The 19,088-nt window shown below is 71.8% G+C and carries 19 protein-coding genes; 7 read left to right on the top strand and 12 right to left on the bottom strand.

Annotated elements, in window-relative coordinates; genetic code table 11:
- A partial coding sequence (locus FIP57_RS22300; protein WP_148575973.1) for an IS3 family transposase occupies positions 1–878 on the bottom strand: 878 nt, incomplete at its 3' end.
- Positions 879–886: 8 nt separating this feature from the next.
- Complete coding sequence (locus FIP57_RS22305; protein WP_162529937.1) at positions 887–1,207, bottom strand: transposase; 321 nt, start codon at positions 1,205–1,207, stop codon at positions 887–889.
- Between FIP57_RS22305 and FIP57_RS24375 the strand changes: the two genes are divergently transcribed.
- The 3 genes from FIP57_RS24375 to FIP57_RS22315 all read left to right on the top strand — a co-directional run bounded on the left by FIP57_RS24375 (position 1,206) and on the right by FIP57_RS22315 (position 3,238).
- Positions 1,206–1,334, top strand: coding sequence for a hypothetical protein (locus FIP57_RS24375; RefSeq protein WP_275266194.1), 129 nt, complete (start codon positions 1,206–1,208; stop codon positions 1,332–1,334). The two genes, FIP57_RS22305 and FIP57_RS24375, sit on opposite strands and share 2 nt — an antisense overlap.
- Complete coding sequence (gene istB / locus FIP57_RS22310; RefSeq protein WP_148575978.1) at positions 1,334–2,155, top strand: IS21-like element helper ATPase IstB; 822 nt, start codon at positions 1,334–1,336, stop codon at positions 2,153–2,155. Before FIP57_RS24375 ends, istB begins: the two co-directional genes overlap by 1 nt.
- A gap of 108 nt (positions 2,156–2,263) precedes the next feature.
- Entirely contained in the window at positions 2,264–3,238 is a 975-nt protein-coding gene (locus FIP57_RS22315; protein ID WP_148575980.1) for an IS481 family transposase, read from the top strand.
- Between the two features lie 128 nt (positions 3,239–3,366).
- Here FIP57_RS22315 and FIP57_RS22320 read toward each other — a convergent pair whose 3' ends face one another.
- Together FIP57_RS22320 and FIP57_RS22325 are read right to left on the bottom strand one after the other, a co-directional pair.
- Positions 3,367–3,855 (bottom strand): PaaI family thioesterase, encoded by a 489-nt coding sequence (locus FIP57_RS22320; protein WP_148576078.1) that lies wholly within the window; start codon positions 3,853–3,855, stop codon positions 3,367–3,369.
- A gap of 1 nt (position 3,856) precedes the next feature.
- Positions 3,857–4,468 carry a TetR/AcrR family transcriptional regulator gene (locus tag FIP57_RS22325; protein ID WP_148575982.1) on the bottom strand — a complete coding sequence of 204 codons (612 nt, stop codon included), beginning with the start codon at positions 4,466–4,468 and terminating at the stop codon, positions 3,857–3,859.
- Between the two features lie 589 nt (positions 4,469–5,057).
- On the opposite strand from FIP57_RS22325, the gene FIP57_RS22330 reads away from it, so the two are divergent.
- The 4 genes from FIP57_RS22330 (at position 5,058) to FIP57_RS22345 (ending at position 9,793) form a co-directional block, all read left to right on the top strand.
- The gene (locus tag FIP57_RS22330) at positions 5,058–5,804 is read left to right on the top strand and encodes a sulfotransferase family protein (RefSeq protein ID WP_148575984.1); all 747 of its coding nucleotides are present in this window, start codon (positions 5,058–5,060) and stop codon (positions 5,802–5,804) included.
- Between the two features lie 190 nt (positions 5,805–5,994).
- Positions 5,995–7,554 (top strand): alpha/beta hydrolase fold domain-containing protein, encoded by a 1,560-nt coding sequence (locus tag FIP57_RS22335; protein ID WP_148575986.1) that lies wholly within the window; start codon positions 5,995–5,997, stop codon positions 7,552–7,554.
- The gene (locus tag FIP57_RS22340) at positions 7,551–8,672 is read left to right on the top strand and encodes an L-dopachrome tautomerase-related protein (RefSeq protein ID WP_203231417.1); all 1,122 of its coding nucleotides are present in this window, start codon (positions 7,551–7,553) and stop codon (positions 8,670–8,672) included. The genes FIP57_RS22335 and FIP57_RS22340 overlap by 4 nt, the downstream gene beginning before the upstream one ends.
- 167 nt (positions 8,673–8,839) lie before the next feature.
- A complete protein-coding gene (locus FIP57_RS22345) occupies positions 8,840–9,793 on the top strand; it encodes a UDP-glucuronic acid decarboxylase family protein (RefSeq protein WP_238993678.1) in 954 nt (317 codons plus the stop codon).
- Here FIP57_RS22345 and FIP57_RS22350 read toward each other — a convergent pair.
- The 8 genes from FIP57_RS22350 to FIP57_RS22385 are packed head-to-tail and all read right to left on the bottom strand — an operon-like array spanning position 9,738 to position 19,024.
- Entirely contained in the window at positions 9,738–10,724 is a 987-nt protein-coding gene (locus tag FIP57_RS22350) for a glycosyltransferase family 9 protein (protein WP_238993679.1), read from the bottom strand. The genes FIP57_RS22345 and FIP57_RS22350 overlap by 56 nt on opposite strands.
- Before the next feature lie 20 nt (positions 10,725–10,744).
- Positions 10,745–11,479: an SDR family oxidoreductase gene (locus tag FIP57_RS22355; RefSeq protein WP_148575992.1), complete on the bottom strand. Its 735-nt coding sequence runs from the start codon at positions 11,477–11,479 to the stop codon at positions 10,745–10,747.
- Positions 11,476–12,933: a PfkB family carbohydrate kinase gene (locus FIP57_RS22360; protein WP_148575994.1), complete on the bottom strand. Its 1,458-nt coding sequence runs from the start codon at positions 12,931–12,933 to the stop codon at positions 11,476–11,478. The genes FIP57_RS22355 and FIP57_RS22360 overlap by 4 nt, the downstream gene beginning before the upstream one ends.
- Positions 12,930–13,580 (bottom strand): D-sedoheptulose-7-phosphate isomerase, encoded by a 651-nt coding sequence (locus FIP57_RS22365; RefSeq protein WP_148575996.1) that lies wholly within the window; start codon positions 13,578–13,580, stop codon positions 12,930–12,932. The genes FIP57_RS22360 and FIP57_RS22365 overlap by 4 nt, the downstream gene beginning before the upstream one ends.
- Positions 13,577–14,836, bottom strand: a complete 1,260-nt coding sequence (locus tag FIP57_RS22370; protein WP_238993680.1) for a glycosyltransferase — start codon at positions 14,834–14,836, stop codon at positions 13,577–13,579. The genes FIP57_RS22365 and FIP57_RS22370 overlap by 4 nt, the downstream gene beginning before the upstream one ends.
- On the bottom strand, positions 14,824–15,888 hold the full coding sequence (locus tag FIP57_RS22375) for a glycosyltransferase family 9 protein (RefSeq protein ID WP_203231418.1): 1,065 nt from the start codon (positions 15,886–15,888) through the stop codon (positions 14,824–14,826). Before FIP57_RS22375 ends, FIP57_RS22370 begins: the two co-directional genes overlap by 13 nt.
- Entirely contained in the window at positions 15,885–17,381 is a 1,497-nt protein-coding gene (locus tag FIP57_RS22380; protein WP_148576000.1) for an HAD-IIIA family hydrolase, read from the bottom strand. The genes FIP57_RS22375 and FIP57_RS22380 overlap by 4 nt, the downstream gene beginning before the upstream one ends.
- Entirely contained in the window at positions 17,378–19,024 is a 1,647-nt protein-coding gene (locus FIP57_RS22385; RefSeq protein WP_148576003.1) for a carbamoyltransferase family protein, read from the bottom strand. Before FIP57_RS22385 ends, FIP57_RS22380 begins: the two co-directional genes overlap by 4 nt.
- Positions 19,025–19,088 lie beyond the last annotated feature (64 nt).

Raw genomic sequence — 19,088 nt, forward strand, 5'->3', positions numbered from 1 at the left:
CACCCGCGCGGACTTGGACTTCGAGGTCGGCTTCTGCTCTGACATACCGGTAGGTCTCCTTCCACGAGCAGGCACAGCCTGCCCGCCGACGAGCCCGACCGTTTACACAGCTCATCTGACACCCCCAGCGCCTCGGCCATCGCGTTGTCGTAGCTGTCGCCTCGGCTTCCGACCGACGCGACCGCCTCGGCCTCGGCGAGCCGCTCGGTGTAGCGAATCGCTCGATATTGAACTCCGCGATCGGAGTGGTGGATCAGGCCGGTGACGTCCTGCCCGGCTCGCTGCCGGGCCCACAGCCCCATGTCGAGGGCGTCCAGTGCCAGGTCGGTGCGCAGGCTGGTGGAGACCTGCCAGCCCACGATCATCCGGCTGAAGACGTCGAGGACGAACGCGACGTAGCTCCAGCCGGCGTGCGTTCTGACGTAGGTCAGGTCGGCCACCCAGAGCTGGTTCGGTGCCGTGGCGGCGAACTTGCGGTCGACCAGATCCTCGGGCCTCTCGGTCTCCGCGCCGTCGCCGACGGTGGTCTTGCGGGTCTTCTCCCGCGGGATCCCCCGCAACCCTTCTGCGCGCATGAGCCGCTCGACGGTGCAGCGGGCGACCTTGACGCCTTCGCGGTTGAGCTCGGCGTGGATCTTGCGGGCGCCGTAGACACCGAGGTTGGCCTTGTGGGCGACCTTGATGTCCTCGACCAGCTCGGCGTCGCGGACCGCGCGGGCCGACGGCGGCCGGGTCTTGGCTGCGTAGTAGGTGCTCGGAGCGATCTGCACGCCGGCCTCGGACAGGACGGTGCAGATCGGCTCGACTCCGAGCTTCTTGCCTTCGACGAGGCGGTCGCGGTGGGCGTCGATGTAGTCGACGACCACCGCGACCGGCACCTCGCGGGCTACTTGATCTTGCGGTCGAGCTCCGCTGCGGCGAAAAACGCTGCGGACGTCTTCAGAATCTCGTTCGCCCGACGCAGCTCGCGGACCTCGCGCTCGAGCTCGGCGATCCGAGTCGAGTCATCGGTGCTGGTGCCCGGTCGAACACCGCCGTCGACCTCGGCCTGGCGGACCCAGGTCCGCAGTGCCTCGGGGTGGATCCCCAGCTGATCGGCGATCCGCTTGATCGCGCCGGTCCGGGTCTCGGGGTCTTGTCGGGCGTCGAGCGCCATCCGGATCGCACGGTCCCGCAACTCCGCGCTGTACTTCCTCGGTGCAGCCATGACTCTCATCATCCTTTCCAGGATTGAGAGCCTCCATCAGACCCGGGGCGATTCAGAGATCCGCTCCCTGGGCTCCTATGACCGGGCACTGGGGCTGGTCGACGTCGTCGAGGATGAGGTCGTCTGATGGCCACCCGAACCACGATCAGCCCTCGAACCCCGGGCGCGAAGACCGGTCGCGACGTCACCTCAGAGCTGGAGTTCCTCACCCGGGCGTTGAAGGCACCGACGCTGCGCGACTCGATCCAGCGGCTGGCCGAACGAGCAAGGGAGGAGTCCTGGACCCATGAAGAGTTCCTCGCCGCCTGCCTGCAACGCGAGGTCTCAGCCCGTGAGTCCCACGGCGGCGAGGGCCGGATCCGGGCCGCCCGGTTCCCCGCTCGCAAGAGCCTGGAGGACTTCGACTACGACCACGCCCGCGGCTTGAAGCGGGAGACCATCGCCCACCTGGGGACCCTGGACTTCGTCGCCGCTAAGGAGAACGTCGTCCTGCTCGGGCCGCCCGGCACCGGCAAGACCCACCTGGCCACCGGATTGGCGATCCGCGCCTGCCAGGCCGGACACAGGGTCCAGTTCGCGACCGCGTCCCAATGGGTCGACCGCCTGGCCGAAGCCCACCACGCCGGCAGACTCCAAGACGAACTCCGTCGCCTGGTGCGCTACCCGGTCCTGGTCATCGACGAGGTCGGCTACATCCCCTTCGAACCAGAAGCCGCCAACCTGTTCTTCCAGCTCGTCTCATCACGTTACGAACGCGCCAGCCTCATCGTCACCAGCAACAAGAACTTCGCCCGCTGGGGCGAGGTCTTCGGCGACGACACCGTCGCCGCCGCCATGATCGACAGACTCGTCCACCACGCCGAAGTCATCGCGCTGAAGGGCGACTCCTACCGGCTGAAGAACCGAGAACTCGGCCGCGTCCCTGCGGCCGTCAACGAGGAGAACTAGAACCCGAGGGGGTCAACTTTCAACCGACGGAAAGGGGTCAGTTTTCAGCCGCCGTTGACACGGGTGCGGTGGGTGAGTGTCTAAGTCGCCTACCGTCCGGAGGTCCTCGTGTCCCACCGTAATGCCCGCCTGAACGTGCGTGGCCGGCAACTACTCGTCGAGCGTGTTTGTGAGCAGGGCTGGGCGGTCGCCCATGCCGCCAAGGCCCAGGGTGTCTCTCGGCAGTGTGCGCACCGCTGGATCAACCGCTTCCGCGAGGAAGGCGAAGCCGGTCTGCACGATCGTTCTTCTCGCCCGCACCACTGCCCGTCCCAGACGACGGTCGAGGTCGCGGAAGCGGTCGTGGCGATGCGCCGCGAGCAGCGCCGTGGTCAGGATTGGATCGGTCCCGAGCTCGGCGTGCCGGCCCGCACGGTGTCCCGGATTCTGCGCCGCCACGGCCTGCCCTATCTGCGCGAGTGTGACCCGCTGACCGGCGAGGTGATCCGATCCTCGAAGACCACCGCGGTGCGCTACGAACGCGACCAGCCCGGCGAGCTGGTCCACGTCGACGTCAAGAAGATCGGCAAGATCCCCGACGGAGGCGGTTGGAAAGCCCTCGGGCGCGAAGTCACCGGCACCCATAGGAACAAGCGAACCAAGATCGGCTACGACTACGTGCACTCGATGGTCGACGACTACTCGCGCCTGGCCTACTCAGAGATCCTTCCTGACGAGACCGGTCCGACCTGCGCGGCGTTCATGCTGCGCGCCGCCGAGCAGTTCGCTGCGCACGGCATCGACCAGATCGAGCGGGTGATGACCGACAATCACTGGTCCTACCGACGCTCCACCGACGTCCGCAATGCCATCGCCGCACTTGGCGCGAAGCACAAGTTCATCCGACCCCACTGCCCCTGGCAGAACGGCAAGGTCGAAAGGTTCAACCGCACCCTGCAGGTCGAGTGGGCCTACCGGGAGGTCTTCCTCAGCAACGACGACCGCTGCGCCGCGCTTGCCCCCTGGCTCGAGCACTACAACACTGAACGCCGCCACACCGCGCTCGGCGGACTTCCGCCGACGACCCGACTGTCACCAACCTGACGGCCGAGTACAGCTAGGCGCTGAGTCTGACCTGCCGCGGGTTCCTACGGTCCTTGAGCGTCGCCCTCAACGTGGACTCGTGCGGCAGGCGGCGTCTCCGGGGCAGTGCGTTGATGTGGACTTGCCACTCACGTGCTCGGAGCGTCCGCCGCTCGGGCGAAGTGTTCCACTCCTACCTTCACGAACACGGCGGTCGAGGACACCACTGGTCGGTCACCGGGACCGCTCGCGCTGGCAGCCACGAGAAGCTTCCGTCCTTCACGGCGGGTCACATGAGCTTCCAGCTTGTACGTCGTTCCTATGAGCACCGGCGCCAAGTATTCAATGGACAGCTGACGGGTAACCGCTGGTCCGCCCTCAAGGTAAAGGAGGAACCCATAGAAGTCGTCAATCACTGTGGCCACCGCGCCGCCGTGGACGATTCCGGGCGCGCCCACGTGACGGTCGTCGAAGGTGTGCCACGCCTGCACGCCGTCGCCCTGGCGAGTCACGCTCAACCGGTGGCCGTGCGGATTGTCGGGCCCGCACCCCAGGCAGTGGGCGTGGTGGGCCGGCAGCTCGGCGCCATCAGGGTGCGTACCAAACTTCTGCGCCCAAGTGGCGATCAAGGCTCGCATGTCAACCACGGGGAGCTCCGCGCAGGCGCCGTGCCCAAGCGTTCAGGGCCTCCGCCTGGTGGCGGCTGGAATGTGGCGCGAGCAGACCGCTGACTCCGCGACCGAGGAGGAGGTCCAACGTCAGCCTGATCTCGATCGAGTCGTCAGTGACGTAGGTGCGGCAGATCTCGGCGAGTTCGGCGTTGACGCGGTCCTCAGCGGGAACTAGCTCCGTCCGTAAGGCGCGGTGTGAGCGGGCGGCCACCCACAGCTCCAGACTCGCCGCGTACAGCGGGTTGGACAGGGCCTCTGCCAATAGCCTGAGTGCTGTTTCAGGGTTCTGCGTGGTCGACGACTTCTCCTGTCGGCCATCTGAGCGTCCCAATCGAGACATCTGATCTCGCACTCGCCGTAGGCGCTTCTGCGCCAGGTGCTCGACGGCTGCCACTAATAGTTGGTCACGCGTGCCGAAGTGGTGCAACTGCGCCCCGCGCGACAGACCAGCCCGCTCCGCCACCGCAGCGCTGGTCGTGCCCACGTAGCCGAGCTCGGCCAGGCAGGTCACCGTGGCGTCCAGCAGGGCCCGGCGCGTTGCGGCCGAACGCTCCTCTTGTCGTCTCACTTGCACCGGCATGTGCCGAGGTTACATGCGTGCGTGAACGTATGTAGGCAAGGGCGGGCCAGCCGGGTGTGCTGCGCTGCGATGCCTTCTGATGCGCCTCGCGGCCAGCTCGGGACCTGGCAGCGGGAAGGCACCCGATGGTTCGAGTTGCCGGTCACGACCGCTGCCCGTCAGTTCGGCGGTGCTCGGCACTCGAGCAGTGACAACTTTGTGACAACTTTGCCGCGCGGAAGCGTACGCTCGACGGCACAAGAGCGACCAGTGGTGGGGAAATTCTAGTGACGGTTGAGTGGGCTGGGATCACCCGCGGTGGGTGGCATTCCCGCAGGTCAGAGCACAAGTCCGCGCACCCGTGCACTCATCCGCCTAAGTCGGAGCGCTCGACTGCTCACGGCCAGAACGCGACTCACGTGCGACCGGAGGGTTGTTGGTTCGAGTCCAACCGGGGGAGCCACCGAACCCCGTCTGACCTGCGGAAACGCGTCAGGCGGGGTTCTCCTGTTCCGACCTGGGGCTGACGGCGGGAGGTGGAGCCACCCGGCCGCTGTGGCTGGTGACGAGCGAGCCCGGAGGACGCCGGATCCTGAGGTATACCCGTGTCGTGGAGAGTTGCCGGCCGCCGGAAGTGATCGTGATCGGCGCGATGAAGTGCGCGACCACTGCGGTGCACGCCTACCTGGATGCCCATCCTGACATCAGGATGTCGCGGTTGAAGGAGCTGAACTTCTTCAATGGCCCCGAGCGTGCTCCGCACGGGGAGTCCGAGACCTGGTGGAGGTCCGGCCAGTGGCACCGTGGGGTGGGCTGGTACGCCGCGCAGTTCGACGACCGCGCGCCGATCCGAGGCGAGTGTTCCCCGGCGTACACCTCGCCCACGTTCCCTGAGGTGGCACGCAGGATGGCGTCCGTCGCCCCGGACGTGCGGCTGGTCTACCTCGTCCGGGATCCCGTGGAGCGGGCCGTGTCCCAGTTCGAGCACCACCGGCGGGAGGGGACGGAGCGTCGGACGATGTCCGAGGCGCTCCTCGACCCCGACAGCCAGTACGTCGCCCGCAGCCGGTACTTCTCCCGGTTGCAGCCGTTCCTGGAGGTGTTCCCCCGCGCGGCGCTCAGGATCGTCGTGCAGGAGAGGTTGCTGCACCAGCGGCGTCGGGAGATCGCTGCGCTGTACGACCATGTCGGCGCCCCTCCCTACTGGGACGAGGAGTGCCACGGCGCGCGCCACCACGTCGGATCCGGCAACGTGGCCATCGCCCCAGCAGTGCGCCGGAGGTTCTGGGGCCGTGTCGCCGAGGACGTCGATCGGCTGCGGGGCCTGCTCGGCGACGCGATCCCGGAGTGGGGTTAGCGTCGACCCTCTCGGTCGTCGCCGAAACGCTCGTGGGCGTCGAAGCACGCGTTGGCTCGTCGAGAGCTGGGTACGCGCCAAGCATGCGTGCACTCGTCCTGCCGAGACGGTGAACTCCGATGCTCGTGCCGGCTGACTGCCCTGCGACCACCGGCTGAGGTGGTCGAACCATCGAGACGAGGAGGCCGACGTGGCCCTGTCCTACCCGACCCGACCGGGTGACATCGACCATCTGATCGCCGACGACCACGCGATCGTCGAGCGGCAGTTCCAGCACCTGGAAGCCGGCCGCGGCAACCGGCGGGTGCTGGTCGACCAGATCTCCTTCGAGCTGGCGTTGCACGCCTTCGCGGAGGAGACCGTGCTCTACCCGGACTGGCCCGAGGTCGGGATGGAGGACGAGCACGACGACGCCGAGCACGAGCACCAGCAGATCAAGGAGCTGCTGGTGGTGCTCGGGCGCACGGAACCCGGAGAGCAGGAGTTCGAGCAGGCTCTCGCTCGGTTGATGGAGGTCGTCCGCCACCACGTCCACGACGAGGAGGACGAGGAGCTCCCGGAGTTCCGGGCCAAGGCGGGAGCCGAACGGATGGCCGAGCTCGGCAAGCAGTTCCTCGCCGCGAAGCGGCGAGCGCCTACGCGTCCGCATCCGCATGCGCCGGACGAGGGTCTTGCCGAGCACATTGCCGGGATGCTCGCCAAGCCGCTCGACCGCGTCCGCGACATGCTCTCCGGGAAGCAGAAGGAGATGGCCACGGACGCCTCGGGGCTGCTGGACCCGGAGGCCCAGGCGATCGTCGATGCGCACTCCTCGCTGGGCCCGTTGCCCTTCGAGATCCTGGAGCCTGACCAGGCGCGCAGGCAGCCGGGCCCGGACGCCGCGGTGAAGAAGGTGATGGCCGAGCGGGGCATCGACGGCCCGGAGCCGGTCGCTTCGGTGGACGACCTCAGGATCCCGGACGCCGGCGGTGGCGAGCAGACGTTGCGGGTCTACACCCCCGAGTCGGGTGGGCCGGGGCCGCGTCCGGTGATCATGTGGATCCACGGCGGTGGCTGGGTCCTGTTCGACATCGACACCTACGACGCCTCCTGTCGGGGGCTGGCGAACAAGACCGGCGCGATCGTCGTGTCACCGGACTACCGGCGCGCACCCGAAGCGGGCTTTCCCGCCTCCCACGACGACGTGCTCACCGCCTACCGCTGGGTGGTGGCCAACGCCGGCTCCTTCGGCGGTGACCCGGCGCGGGTCGGCATCGGAGGCGAGTCGGTCGGGGGCACCATGGCCGCGGCAACCTGCCTCCAGCTCGCCGAGGCCGGTGAGCCGCTGCCTGCCGCGCAGGTCTGTGTCTACCCACTGACGACGGCCGAGCAGTACGGCGACTCGATGGACGACGCCGCCGATGGCCGGCCGCTCAACCGGGCGCTGCTGTCGTGGATGGCGATGCATGCCTTCGAGGGCAAGCCGGAGGCCGCGAAGGACCCGCGCGTCGACCTCCTCGGTGTCCCGGTGGAGCGACTGGCAGCACTGCCGCCCACGCTGGTGATCACCGCAGACCGAGACGTCCTCCGGAGCCAGGGACAGGAGCTCGCCCGCCGGCTCGAGGCCGCTGGAGTGCCCACGGAGGTGCGTCACTACGACGGCGTCATGCACGAGTTCTTCGGCGCCGCCGCAGTTCTGGAGAAGGCCGAGGACGCCCAGCAGGCGGCGGCTCGGCACTTGACCGCGGCCTTCGCCGGAACCAGCGGGTGACCGCGCCGGGCGAGCCCGCGGTCGACGAGGCGGTCGGCTCGTTGGAGGTCGTGCACACCTTCACCGGCCCGATGCCCACCGGGGTGAGCGTGTCGGACCGGGGCCGGGTCTTCGTCAACTTCCCCCAGTGGGGTGACGACGTGGCCGCAACGGTCGTGGAGCTTCGCGATGGTGAGGAGGTGCCGTACCCGAGCCAGGCGTGGAACTCACCGAACGGGGATGACGACGCGTCGGCGTTCGTGTCGGTGCAGAGCATCGTGGTCGACCCGGCCGACCGGCTCTGGGTGCTGGACACCGGTGCGCCGATGTTCGCCGAGACGAAGCCTGGTGGACCGAAGCTGGTCTGCGTCGACCTGGACACCGACACGGTGCAGCAGGTCATCACCATCTCGCCGACCGTCGCGCTGCCGACGACGTACCTCAACGACGTCCGCTTCGACCTGCGCCCCGGCGAAGGCTGGGGCGAGGCCGGCATCGCCTACATCACCGACTCCTCCGACTCCGGCCCGAACGGGATCATCGTGGTCGACCTCGCCACCGGCGAGTCATGGCGCCGGCTCCACGACCATCCGAGCACCAAGGCACTGCACCCTCCCGACCTGCGCATGGTGGTCGAAGGAGTCGACTTCTGCGAACGGTCCGAGGACGGCTCCACCGCACCGGTGCTGATGGGCGCCGATGGCATCGCGATCGCCGCCGACGGCTCCCGGCTGTACTACTGCCCGCTTTCGTCGCGCCGTTGGTACAGCGTCGCCACGGAGGCCCTCGTCGACCGATCCCTGTCGGACGACGAGGTCGCCGCCACCGTCGTGGACGAGGGCGACAAGGGTTCCGCCGGGGACGGGATGGAGACCGACGACCAGGGGCGGCTCTACGTCACCGACGGCGAGCACAACGCCATCCACCATCGGCTCCCTGACGGTTCCTGGGAGCCGGTCGTCCACGACGAGCGGCTGCTCTGGCCGGACACCATGTCGGTCGCCGCCGACGGCTACCTGTACGTGACGGCCAACCCGCTCTACCGGCAGGCGAGGTACCACGCCGGACGGGACGAGCGCCGCAAGCCCTACGTCCTCTTCCGCACACCGATCGGGGCAGGCAGGGTCCGGCTGCGGTGATCCGGCCTCGACGCGGGACCTGGCCACGGACTTCCCATGCCTCCCTGGCCGCCTGCCGGCTGGCTGTTCTCTGACCGCCTGACCGGTTGATGCCGACAGCACTCGACGCTCAAACCCGCCGACATTGGGTACCGAAGACCTGTGAGTGCCACATGAGAGAACACTGGGTGGGCAGGCGTGTCGTCGTCACCGGCGGCGCCGGGTTCGTGGGGTCGTGGGTGTGCGAGCGGCTGATCGATCTCGACGCGGAGGTCGTCGCCGTCGACAACTTCCTGACCGGGACCCCGGACAACGTCCGCCACCTGGAGCACGAGCCCGGCTTCAGCCTCGTCCGGCGGGACGTGTGCGCCGGGCTGGAGGTCGAGGGCGAGGTGGACGTGGTCCTGCACCTGGCGTCACCGGCCTCGCCCGTGCACTACCTGGAGCACCCCCTGGAGACGCTCCGGGTCGGCAGCGAGGGCACCTGGAACGCGCTGCGGCTGGCCGAGGCGCGGGGCGCCCGCTTCCTGCTCGCCTCGACCTCCGAGGTGTACGGCGACCCGCTGGTACACCCTCAACCGGAGACCTACTGGGGCAACGTCAACCCGATCGGGCCGCGGAGCGTGTACGACGAGTCGAAGCGGTTCGCCGAGTCGCTCACCACGGCGTACCGGAAGGAGCGCGGGGTCGACGCCACCATCGTCCGGATCTTCAACACCTACGGGCCGCGCATGCGGCTCGACGACGGCCGCGCCATCCCGGCCTTCATGTCGCAGGCCCTCGCCGGCCGGCCCCTCACGGTCGCCGGTGACGGAAGCCAGACGCGGTCGCTGTGCTACGTCGAGGACACGGTGGAGGGGATCCTCGCCCTGGCTGCGAGCGGCCACCCGGGGCCGGTCAACATCGGCAGCGCCGACGAGCTGACGATGCGTGAGCTGGCCGAGCAGGTCCGTGCGCTCGCCGCGTCCGACTCGCCGCTCGAGTTCGTCGACCTGCCCGTCGACGACCCGAAGCTGCGCCGCCCGGACACCACGCTTGCCGCGGAGCTCCTGGACTGGCAGCCGCGGACCATCCTCGAGGAGGGGCTCAAGCGGACGCTGGAGTGGTTCGCCCAGACGACCCGCACGCAGTCGGGTTCCTGAGGAGCGGCCGGCACGCGGCCACCACCTCCTCGACGGTGATCAGCAGCAGCGACGCGTCCGGCTCGGAACCCCACGGGTCCCCGGTGCCGTCGCCGTGCCAGAGCACCGTGTGCGGCCCCTGCCCCGGCGGTCCCCACCGAGCAGGCGAGGTGGGCCCGAAGAGGAGCACCGATGGGGTGCCGTACGCGGAGGCCACGTGGGCCACCCCGGTGTCCCCGCAGACCACGAGCCGGGCAGCGGCCACCAGCGCCGCGAGCTCGGCCAGGTCGGTCTCGCCCGCGACCACCGCGCCGGGCGGCAGGCCCGCACGGCGGCGGAGCTCCTCGGCGAGGAACCGCTCCTGCGGGCCCCCGGTGACCACGACGTCGCACCCCTGCTCGGCGAGCCAGGCGGCCACCTCGCCGAAGCGGTCGACCGGCCACCGGCGCGCGGGGTACGCCGCGCCCGGGTGGACGACGACCACGCCGGATCGCACGGCCGGCTCCGGTGGCCGGGGGAGGAGCAGGTCGGAGGGGTCCGCGTCGACGCCCAACGCCTCCTCCACCAGGCGGCACCAGCGGTGCACCTCGTGCTCCTCGGCGCGCCACCTCGGTCCGGCATGCCCTGCCTCCGGGCAGCCGAACGCGACGAGGCGCCCCGGTTGCAGGGACGAGAGCACCCGGTGGCTCTCCGGCCCCTTGCCGTGCAGGTTCACCGCGAGCGCGGGCGGCGGACCCGTCCAAGGGAGCGGCTCGAGCCCCGAGGCGTCCAGGACCACGTCGACGGCGTCCACGAGCCGCACGAGGGGCTCCAGCGACCGGGGCGTGGCCAGGACCAGCTCGTGGTCGGTGTGGGCACGGCGGAGCGCCCGTAGCGCCGGGACGCCGGCGAGGAGGTCCCCCAGCCCGAGCGCGCGCAGGACGAGCAGCCGGCGACGGCCGGTCCTCGTCACGGAGCCAGTGATCGGGTCGCTCAGGGCCAGGACCCCTCGAGCGACGGCGTGACGACGAGCTCCCGTACCTCGCAGCCGGGCGGCTGACGCAGCGCGAACAGCACCGTCCGGGCGACGTCCTCCGGTTGGTTGAGCTTGGCGTCGGCGGGCGGCTTGTACTGGTCGGCGCGGCCGTCGAAGAAGGCCGTGTGCATCCCTCCGGGGACCAGCATCGTGACTCCCATGCGCCCCTGCGTCTCCACAGCGAGGGCACGGCTGAACCCGACCACGCCGAACTTCGAGGCGCAGTAGGCCGTCGCGTCGCTGAGCGCCCTGAGCCCCAGCGTCGAGGCGACGGTGACCACGTGGCCGTGGCGCTCGAGGAGGTCCGGCAGCGCGGCCCGGACCACCGCCACCGTGCCGATGAGGTTGACCTGCACGACGCGGTCCCACTCCTCGGGCGCCACGTCCTCGAGCCGTCCGCAGGCGTCGGTACCGGCGCAGGTGACGACGGCGTCGATGCCGCCGACGCGCTGCGAGACCCCGCGGACGACCTCCTCGGCAGCGCGCGGGTCGGTCAGGTCGACGATCTCCTGCTCGACGTCGAGGTCGGCCTTGACCCGGTCGAGCACCACCGGCCTGCCGCCCTCCTCGGCGACGGCCTGGGCGACGGCCCGCCCCAGCCCGGAGGCTCCTCCGGTGACCAGGACCGTGCCGAGCGCCGGCGGGGCGGACGGCGCACCGGTGCGCGGGGCTGACGTGTCGGGTGCGCTCATGCAGGGCTCTCCTCGGGGTCGATGACGGTTTCGGTGTGGGTGTGGGTGTGGGTGTCGATGTCGGGGTCGGGCACGGCTCGGGTGGCGACCGCCGTCTCGACGAGGCCGGTGGTGGAGCGGCCGCGGAGGTAGGGCAGGACGACGGCCTGACCGTCCCACTCCCGGAGGACCGCCGCCTCGGGGACGTCGGCGCCGGCGTAGTCGCCTCCCTTGGCCCACACGTGCGGCTGCAGTCGTCGGAGCACCTCCACCGGAGTGTCCTCATCGAAGACGACCACGGCGTCCACGCACTCCAGCGCTTCGAGCACCCGGGCCCGGTCGGCGGCGGGGACCAGGGGCCGCGTGGGCCCCTTGAGCCGGCGCACGGAGTCGTCGCTGTTGAGGCAGACGACCAGGCAGTCCCCGAGCCGCCGCGCCGCGCGCAGGGTGGCGACGTGACCGGCGTGGAGCAGGTCGAAGCACCCGCCGGTCGCCACGACGGTCCCGCCTCGTGCGGCCACCGTCACCACCAGCTCCTCGGCGCCACGGCCGGCGTCAGTCGTCGGCGGCGGTGCGCCGAGGAGCGACGCGGGGCCGCCCGCACCGACGTAGGCGGCCGCCCCGAGGACGGCGTCCTGCACCGCCTCGGTCGTGACCTTCCCGGCAGCCAGGCCGAGTGCGGCGATCGAGGCGAACCGGTCGCCTGCCCCGCAGGGGTCCAGCCCCACGACCTCCGGTGCCGGAGTCACGACGGGGGCGCCCTCGCCGTACGACAGCAGGGCCCCGCGCGAGCCGAGGGTGACGGCGACCGCCTGCGCCTGCCAGCCGGCCACCAGCGCGTCCGCCCGTCGCCCGGCGGCCGCGAGAGGGGACCCGCCGGCTGCGGCGACGTCCAGCCGTTCGGCGAACGCGGCCGCCTCCGCCTCGTTCGGGGTCGCGAGCCGTACGCCGGGCACAGGCTCGCTGCCCCGGGGGTGTGGGTCCCAGACCACGGGCGTACGACGAGGCAGGTCGGTCAACAGCCGGCGCAGCGCGGGGAGCGACGTGACGCCGCGGCCGTAGTCGGAGACGAGCACCGCCGACGCCGAGCGGAGCAGCGGCTCGAGGCCGGTCACGTCGTCCTCCAGGGTGCCTGGCGTGGTCCCGGTGTCGAGCCGGAGCAGTGACTGACCGGCCGCACGCACGCGTTTCTTGACCGGCGTGGGTCCGTCGTGACGAAGCCGGTGGACGGTGACGCCGTTGAGCAGCCGTTCGACCTCGCGGCCGGCGTCGTCGTCGCCCAGCGCCGTCACGAGGACCACCTCGTGGCCGTCGACGGCGGCCATGGCGGCGGCGAGGGCGGCCCCACCCGGCCGCGGACGCTCGGCGAGGTCGTCCAGGACCGGGACGGGTGCGTCCGGGGTCAGCCGGGTGGCCCGTCCCTCCAGGTCCACGTCGAGCAGCGCGTCGCCGACGACGACGAGCGGGCGGCTCACGACACCCACCCGGGGAGTGCGTCGGCGGCGAACGACCGCTGGCGAGGTGTCTGGGCCGGGATCACGCCGAGCTCGCGGTCGAGCCCTGCGCACATGATGTGCAGCCCGACCAGGTGGAGCTCCTGCACCGTCGCGGTGAACCGTGCGTCGACGCACAGGGCCTCGTCGGCCACCTCGCAGAGCGGGTTCGGGCGCGGTCCGGTGAAGGCCCAGACCTGCATGCCCACCTTCCGGCCCCGTTCGGCGGCGGCCACCACGTTGGGGCTGCGTCCGCTCGTGGACATCACCACCAGCACGTCGCCGGGCCGGCCGTGGGCCTCGACCTGGCGGGCGAACAGCTCCTCGGGCGGGTAGTCGTTGCAGATCGCCGTCAGGCTGGAGGTCTCCGCCGTCAGGCAGATGGCGCTGAACGGAGGCCGGTCGTCCCGGTAGCGGCCGACCAGCTCGGCGGTGAGGTGCTGGGCCTGCGCGGCGCTGCCGCCGTTGCCCGCGGCGAGCAGCCGGCCCCCGGCGTCGAGGACGCTGGCCAACCGGGTCCCCCACGAGTCGGCCACCTCGACGCACGGCTCGAAGGCGTGCGCGGCCTCGATGAGCTCGTCGAGGTGGCGACGCGAGCTCGGGGTGGTGTGCACGTGGCTGTCGTTCATCGGCTCGCTCCTGATCGCAGGTGCAGCGTGGGACGTGGTCGGGTGGCGGCGACCTGGTCGGCGACGCTGGCGTAGACCTCCTCGGTGGCCGCCGCGACCTGGCTCCACTGGTAGGTCGCGACGGCGCGGCGCCGTCCGGCACGGCCGTAGGCGGCCCGGCGGGCGTGGTCGGAGAGCAGGGAACGCAGGACGTCGGCGAGGAGGTCGGGCCGGCGGGGTGCGACGAGCTCGCCGGTCACCCCCGGTACGACGGTGTCGAGCAAGCCGCCCACGGCGGAGCCGACCACGGGTCTGCCGCAGGCCATCGCCTCGAGGGGAACGATGCCGAACGGCTCGTACCACGGCACCGCGACCACCACGTCGGACGCTGCCATGAGTGCCGGCACGTCGGCCCGGCCCACGGCACCGGTGAAGGTGACGCGGTCCGCCACGCGCAGGTCGCGAGCGAGGCGCCGGAGCCGGCCGACCTCGGGGTCGGTGTCGAGCAGGTCGGCGGCCGGACCTCCGGCGACGACGAGCTCGACCCCCGGAAGGGCGGCGACCGCCTCGATGACGTTGCCGACGCCTTTCCGCTCCACCAGCCGCCCGATCACGAGGAGCCGGGGCCGACCGTTGCGCTGCGCGGGGAGCGGCCGGAAGAGGGAGGTGTCCACCCCGCAGGGGATGACCGACGCCCGGCTCGGGGCGAGCCCGAGAGGGTAGAGCTCGCGGAGCTCGTCGCGACAGGTCGCCACGACGTGGTCGACGCTCCGGCAGAGCCGCCGCTCGTGGGGGATCCTCGTCGCGGGGCTGGTGTCCCGGCTTCCCTGCTGGCGCCGCTTCACGGACCCCAGCGCGTGGAACGTCTGCAGGACCGGGACGCCGGTCGTCCGGGCCGCCGCGAGCGAGGCGACGCCGCTCATCCAGAAGTGGGCGTGGACGACGTCGAAGCGCTCCTGGAGGAACCGGTCGCGGAGGTGGTCGGCGAAGGCGGGCATGTACTGGAGCAGCTCGTCCTTGGGGACCTCCGACGGCGGACCCGCCGGCACGTGCTCCACGACGTACCCGTCGGTCTCCACCCGCACCGGCGACGAGGGGTCGTCCCGCCTGCTGAACACCGTCACACCGTGGCCGCGTGCGGCCAGCTGCGCTGCCAGGGCGGCCACGTGGACGTTCTGCCCTCCGGCGTCGACGCCGCCGACGGCGGCGAGGGGGTTCGCGTGCTCCGAGACGAGGGCGACGTTCATGGCGTTCACCGGGTCGTTCACCGAGCCCATGCACTGCTCCTTCCACCCGTGCCGGCGGCTGTCGGCCCCCACCGTTCGTCGCCCGCGACCTCCCGGACCGCACGGACGACGTCGTCGGCCCCCACCGAGGAGAGACAGGGGTGTCCCGGGAAGGGGCACGTCGTGGACCGCGTGTCGCGGCACGCCGCGTGCTGGTCGCCCAGGAGCACCGTCGGCACGCGGTAGGGCGCCCAGCGCGCCGCCGGCACGGTGGGCGCGAAGAGGGAGACCACCGGCGTGCCGACCGCGGCAGCCAGGTGCGCGGGGCCGGTGTTGCCGACCACCACCGCCTCGGCACGTTCGAGCACGGCGGCGAGCTCGGCCAGCCCCGTGCGGCCGCCGAGGTCGACGGCGCCGGGTGCGGCGACGGCAGCGGTGAGCGCGGACTCGGACGGTGCTCCGGTGACGACGACCGCCCGGCCGGCGGCGAGGAGCAGCGAGCAGGCCTCGCCGTACCTCTCGGCGGGCCACGCCCGTGCCGGCACGGAGGTCCCGGGGTGGAGGACGACGTACGGCTCCTGCGGGACCAGGTGGTTCACGTCCGGCAGCGGACGGCGTACGGCGAGGGCGCCGGTGTCCCCGGGCGGCAGCCGGAACCCGGCCGCCTCGGCGAGCGAGAGCGCCCGCTCGGCCTCGGGGAGCATCTCGTCGACGTGGTGGCGCAGGTCGAGGAGCGAACCCGGGTAGTCGACGCTGATCGCGCCGATCCACGGGACGCCCGCCATCCTGAGCAGCAGCGCCATCGGGAGCGGGGACTGGTGGAACGAGGTGAGCACCAGGGCGCGGTCGAACCGGCGCCCCGCGAGCAGGTCGACGACCGCGTCGACGTCGTCGCGGCGGACCGCGTCCGGGGTGGCGTCGATCCACGGCACCCGCCACTCGAGCACCTCGTCGACGCCCGGGAGGAGCGCCGCCGCCGCGCGTCCCTGCGGCCCGGCGAGGACCGTGACCCGGTCGCTGCCGGCGGCGACCGCCCGGACCGCGGGTCCGGCCAGGAACACGTCGCCGGCGTTGTCGCTGCGGACGACCAGGGAGGCGCTCACCATCTCCCCGCCAGGAGGTCGTCGACGGCGTCGGTCAGGGTGGTCGCGACGTGGTCGGCAGCGGTCACCTCCTCGGCCCGGGTGTGCGGCGTCGGGACGAGAAGTCCGTGGGCGCCGGCCGCCTCGGCGGCGGCCACGTCGGAGCCGATGTCCCCCACGAGGACGGTGCGTTCGGGCGGGACGCCCAGCTCATCGCACGCCGCCTTGACCATGCCGGGCGCGGGCTTGCGGCAGTCGCACCCCTCGTCACGGTCGTGCGGGCAATACCGCCAGACGTCGAACGGCCCGAGCAGCTCCTCCACCCGCGTGTTCACCGCCTGCACCTGGTCGTGGGTGAGGAGGCCGGAGCCGATGCCGGACTGGTTGCTCACCACGCCGACCCGCACGCCGACACCGCGGAGCCGGTCCAGCGCCTGCCGGGCGTCGTCCACGGGGCTGACCTTGGCGGGGTCACCGTTGTAGGGCACGTCGTGGACGAGCGTCCCGTCACGGTCGAGGAGCACGAGGTCGGGCACGCCGTGCCACGGTCGGGCACCGCGGTGGCGCCAGGCGCCCCGGACGGAGTGGTAGGTGGCGGCCACCGGGATCACGGCGCTCGTCAGCACCATGCGGCGCACTTCCGAGGCGTCCCGTGGCCCCGGGGCGATGCGCGCCCACGCGAGCTCGGCCGTCCCGGCGAGCCAACCGGCGGCACCGGCGACGGCGGGACGCGGGTGGCCGGTGAGCGCACCGGCCACCCCGACGGCGGCAGCAGCGGTGATGGCGACGTGCCGCCCGCGGCGCCCCCGGGGGGCGGAGGCCCGAGCACGCCAGTCACGGCCGTGGAGCGCGCGCATCAGGAAGTCGTCGGCGTTGCCGGCCTGGACGCGGACGCTGACCCGGTCGTCGACAGGGCGGACCGGATGGGTGATCCACCGGCTGCCGCGGACGATCTCGCCCTGCGTCCCGGTGATCCGGAGCCCGAGGTCGGCGTCCTCACGGAAGGCCCGCGGGAACCGCTCGTCGAACCCGCCGACCGCGACCAGCGCCGCGCGGCGGTAGCTCATGTCGGCGGTGATCCACAGGGCCGTGACCAGTCCGGCGGTCGTCCGCTCCCAGTCCGTGGGGCGCCGGTCGAGCGGCAGCGGCACGCGGACCCGCCCTTGGCTGCCGGCGACGGAGGACGGCACCGCGGAAAGGTCCTCGGAGAGCCGCTCGGCCCAGTCGGGGTCGGTCACCACGTCGTCGTCGAGGAAGCTGACCCACGGGGTGCGGGCGTGGCGCCAGCCGATGTTCCGCGCCCGGGCCGGCCCCCCGCCTCCCGAGCGCACCACGCGCAGGTCGATCGCGAGGTCGTCGAGCTCGGTGGCCAGGTCGGGTCCGTCACGGCGGTCGTCGACGACCACGACCGGGCCGGGGACCGGCCGCGTGCCCGAGGTGAGGGCCTCCAGGAGGGCCCGGAGGCTGGGCCTGCCGACGGTCGGCACGACGATCGAGGTCAGCGGTTCGCTCATGGGGTGACCATCGGAGGACGGCGGACGACGAACGGACCGATGGCGAGCAGGTCCACCGGGGCGGAACCGAAGCACTCCAGCGCGTCCCTCGGATCGTCGACCATCGGCCTGCCGGCGGTGTTGAGGCTGGTGTTGATCACGACCGGGAGCCCGGTGCGCCGCTCGAACGCCCGCAGCGTCCGCGCGACCAGCGGCTCCTGCTCGTCGTCGATGGTCTGCACCCTGGCGGTGCCGTCGACGTGGACGACGGCGGGGATCCGGTCGCGCCACTCCTTGGCCACGTCGTGGACGAAGAGCATGTACGGCGAGGGCAGCGGACCCCTCGAGAAGATCGCCGGCGCCCGCTCCGCCAGCACCATCGGCGCGACTGGTCGGAACTGCTCACGCCCCTTGACGTCGTTGAGCCGCTCGAGGTTCCTCTCGTGGCCGGGGTGGGCCATCAGCGAGCGCCGGCCCAGCGCGCGTGGGCCGTACTCGCTGCGCCCCTGGAACCAGGCCACCACCCCGTTCCCGGCCAAGCACTCGGCGACCGCCTCGGCCACGTCGTCGGGCCGCTCGAAGGGGACCCGTGCCGTCGTGAGCCACGCCTCGATGTCGTCGTCGCTCCACCCGCGGCCGAGGTCGGCGCCGGGCATCGGCGCGGTGACGTCCCCCTCGGCCCGTGCGACGTGGAGCGCGCCGCCCAGCGCCGTACCGGCGTCGCCCGCGGCGGGCTGGACCCAGACGTGGTCGTAGGGGCCTTCCTCGAAGATCGTGGTGTTCGCGACGCAGTTGAGGGCCACGCCGCCGGCCAGCGTGAGGGCGCGGCTGCCGGTCTGGCCGTGGAGCCAGCTGCTGAGCTCGAGCAGGACCTCCTCGAGCCGCTGCTGCACGCTGCACGCCAGGTCGGCGTGGTCCTGGGTCCACTCCTCGTCGGCAGACCGGCTCTTCACCAGCGACTGCCAGTCGATGCGCTCGGTCCGGAAGCCGCCGTCGCCGGTGGTGTACACCGCCCGCCGCAGCTCGTCGATGAACCGGGGCTTGCCGTACGACGCCAACGCCATGACCTTGAACTCGTCGCTGCTCCGCAGGAATCCGAGGTGCTCGGTCACGGTCTCGTAGAGCAGCCCGACCGAGTGCGGCAGCTCTTGGGTGCGGAACACCTCGAGCTGCCCCGCCGCGTAGTGGCCGGCCAGGTGGCTGGCCGACTCGCCCCGCCCGTCCAGGACGAGGACGTCCGCGTCCTCGTGGTGCGGCGAGGCGAGGCCGGCCGAGGCGGCGTGCGCCACGTGGTGCGGCACGAAGCGGACCGCGGCCGGGTCGAGCCCTGGAAGCGCGGAGGCCAGGAATCCCGGAGCGCGTTGGGCATAGGTCTGCCGGAGGTGGTCCCAGGGGTCGTCCAGCCCCAGCTCGTCGGCGGGGCGCGCGAGCGAGGGGTCGTAGGAGTAGGCGACCGCGTCGACGTCGGAGATGTCCAGACCGACGTGCCTGAGGCACCAGCGAGCGGCGAGCTCGGGCAGCTCCCATGCGGCGAAGGGCACCGGGCGGTGGCCGTGCTTCCTCCGCGAGAACCGCTCCTCCTCGGCCGCCGCGACGGTCTCGCCGTCGATCACCAGGGCCGCAGCGGGGTCGTGGAAGAGCGCGTTGATCCCGAGAACCTTCACCCGTCGTCCTCTCGTCCGGGCCTGAGAAGTACTAGCCCATGGCGAGTCTCGTTCCCGCGGAGAG

This window comes from Nocardioides caldifontis, assembly GCF_008087345.1.
Lineage (GTDB): Bacteria > Actinomycetota > Actinomycetes > Propionibacteriales > Nocardioidaceae > Marmoricola_A > Marmoricola_A caldifontis.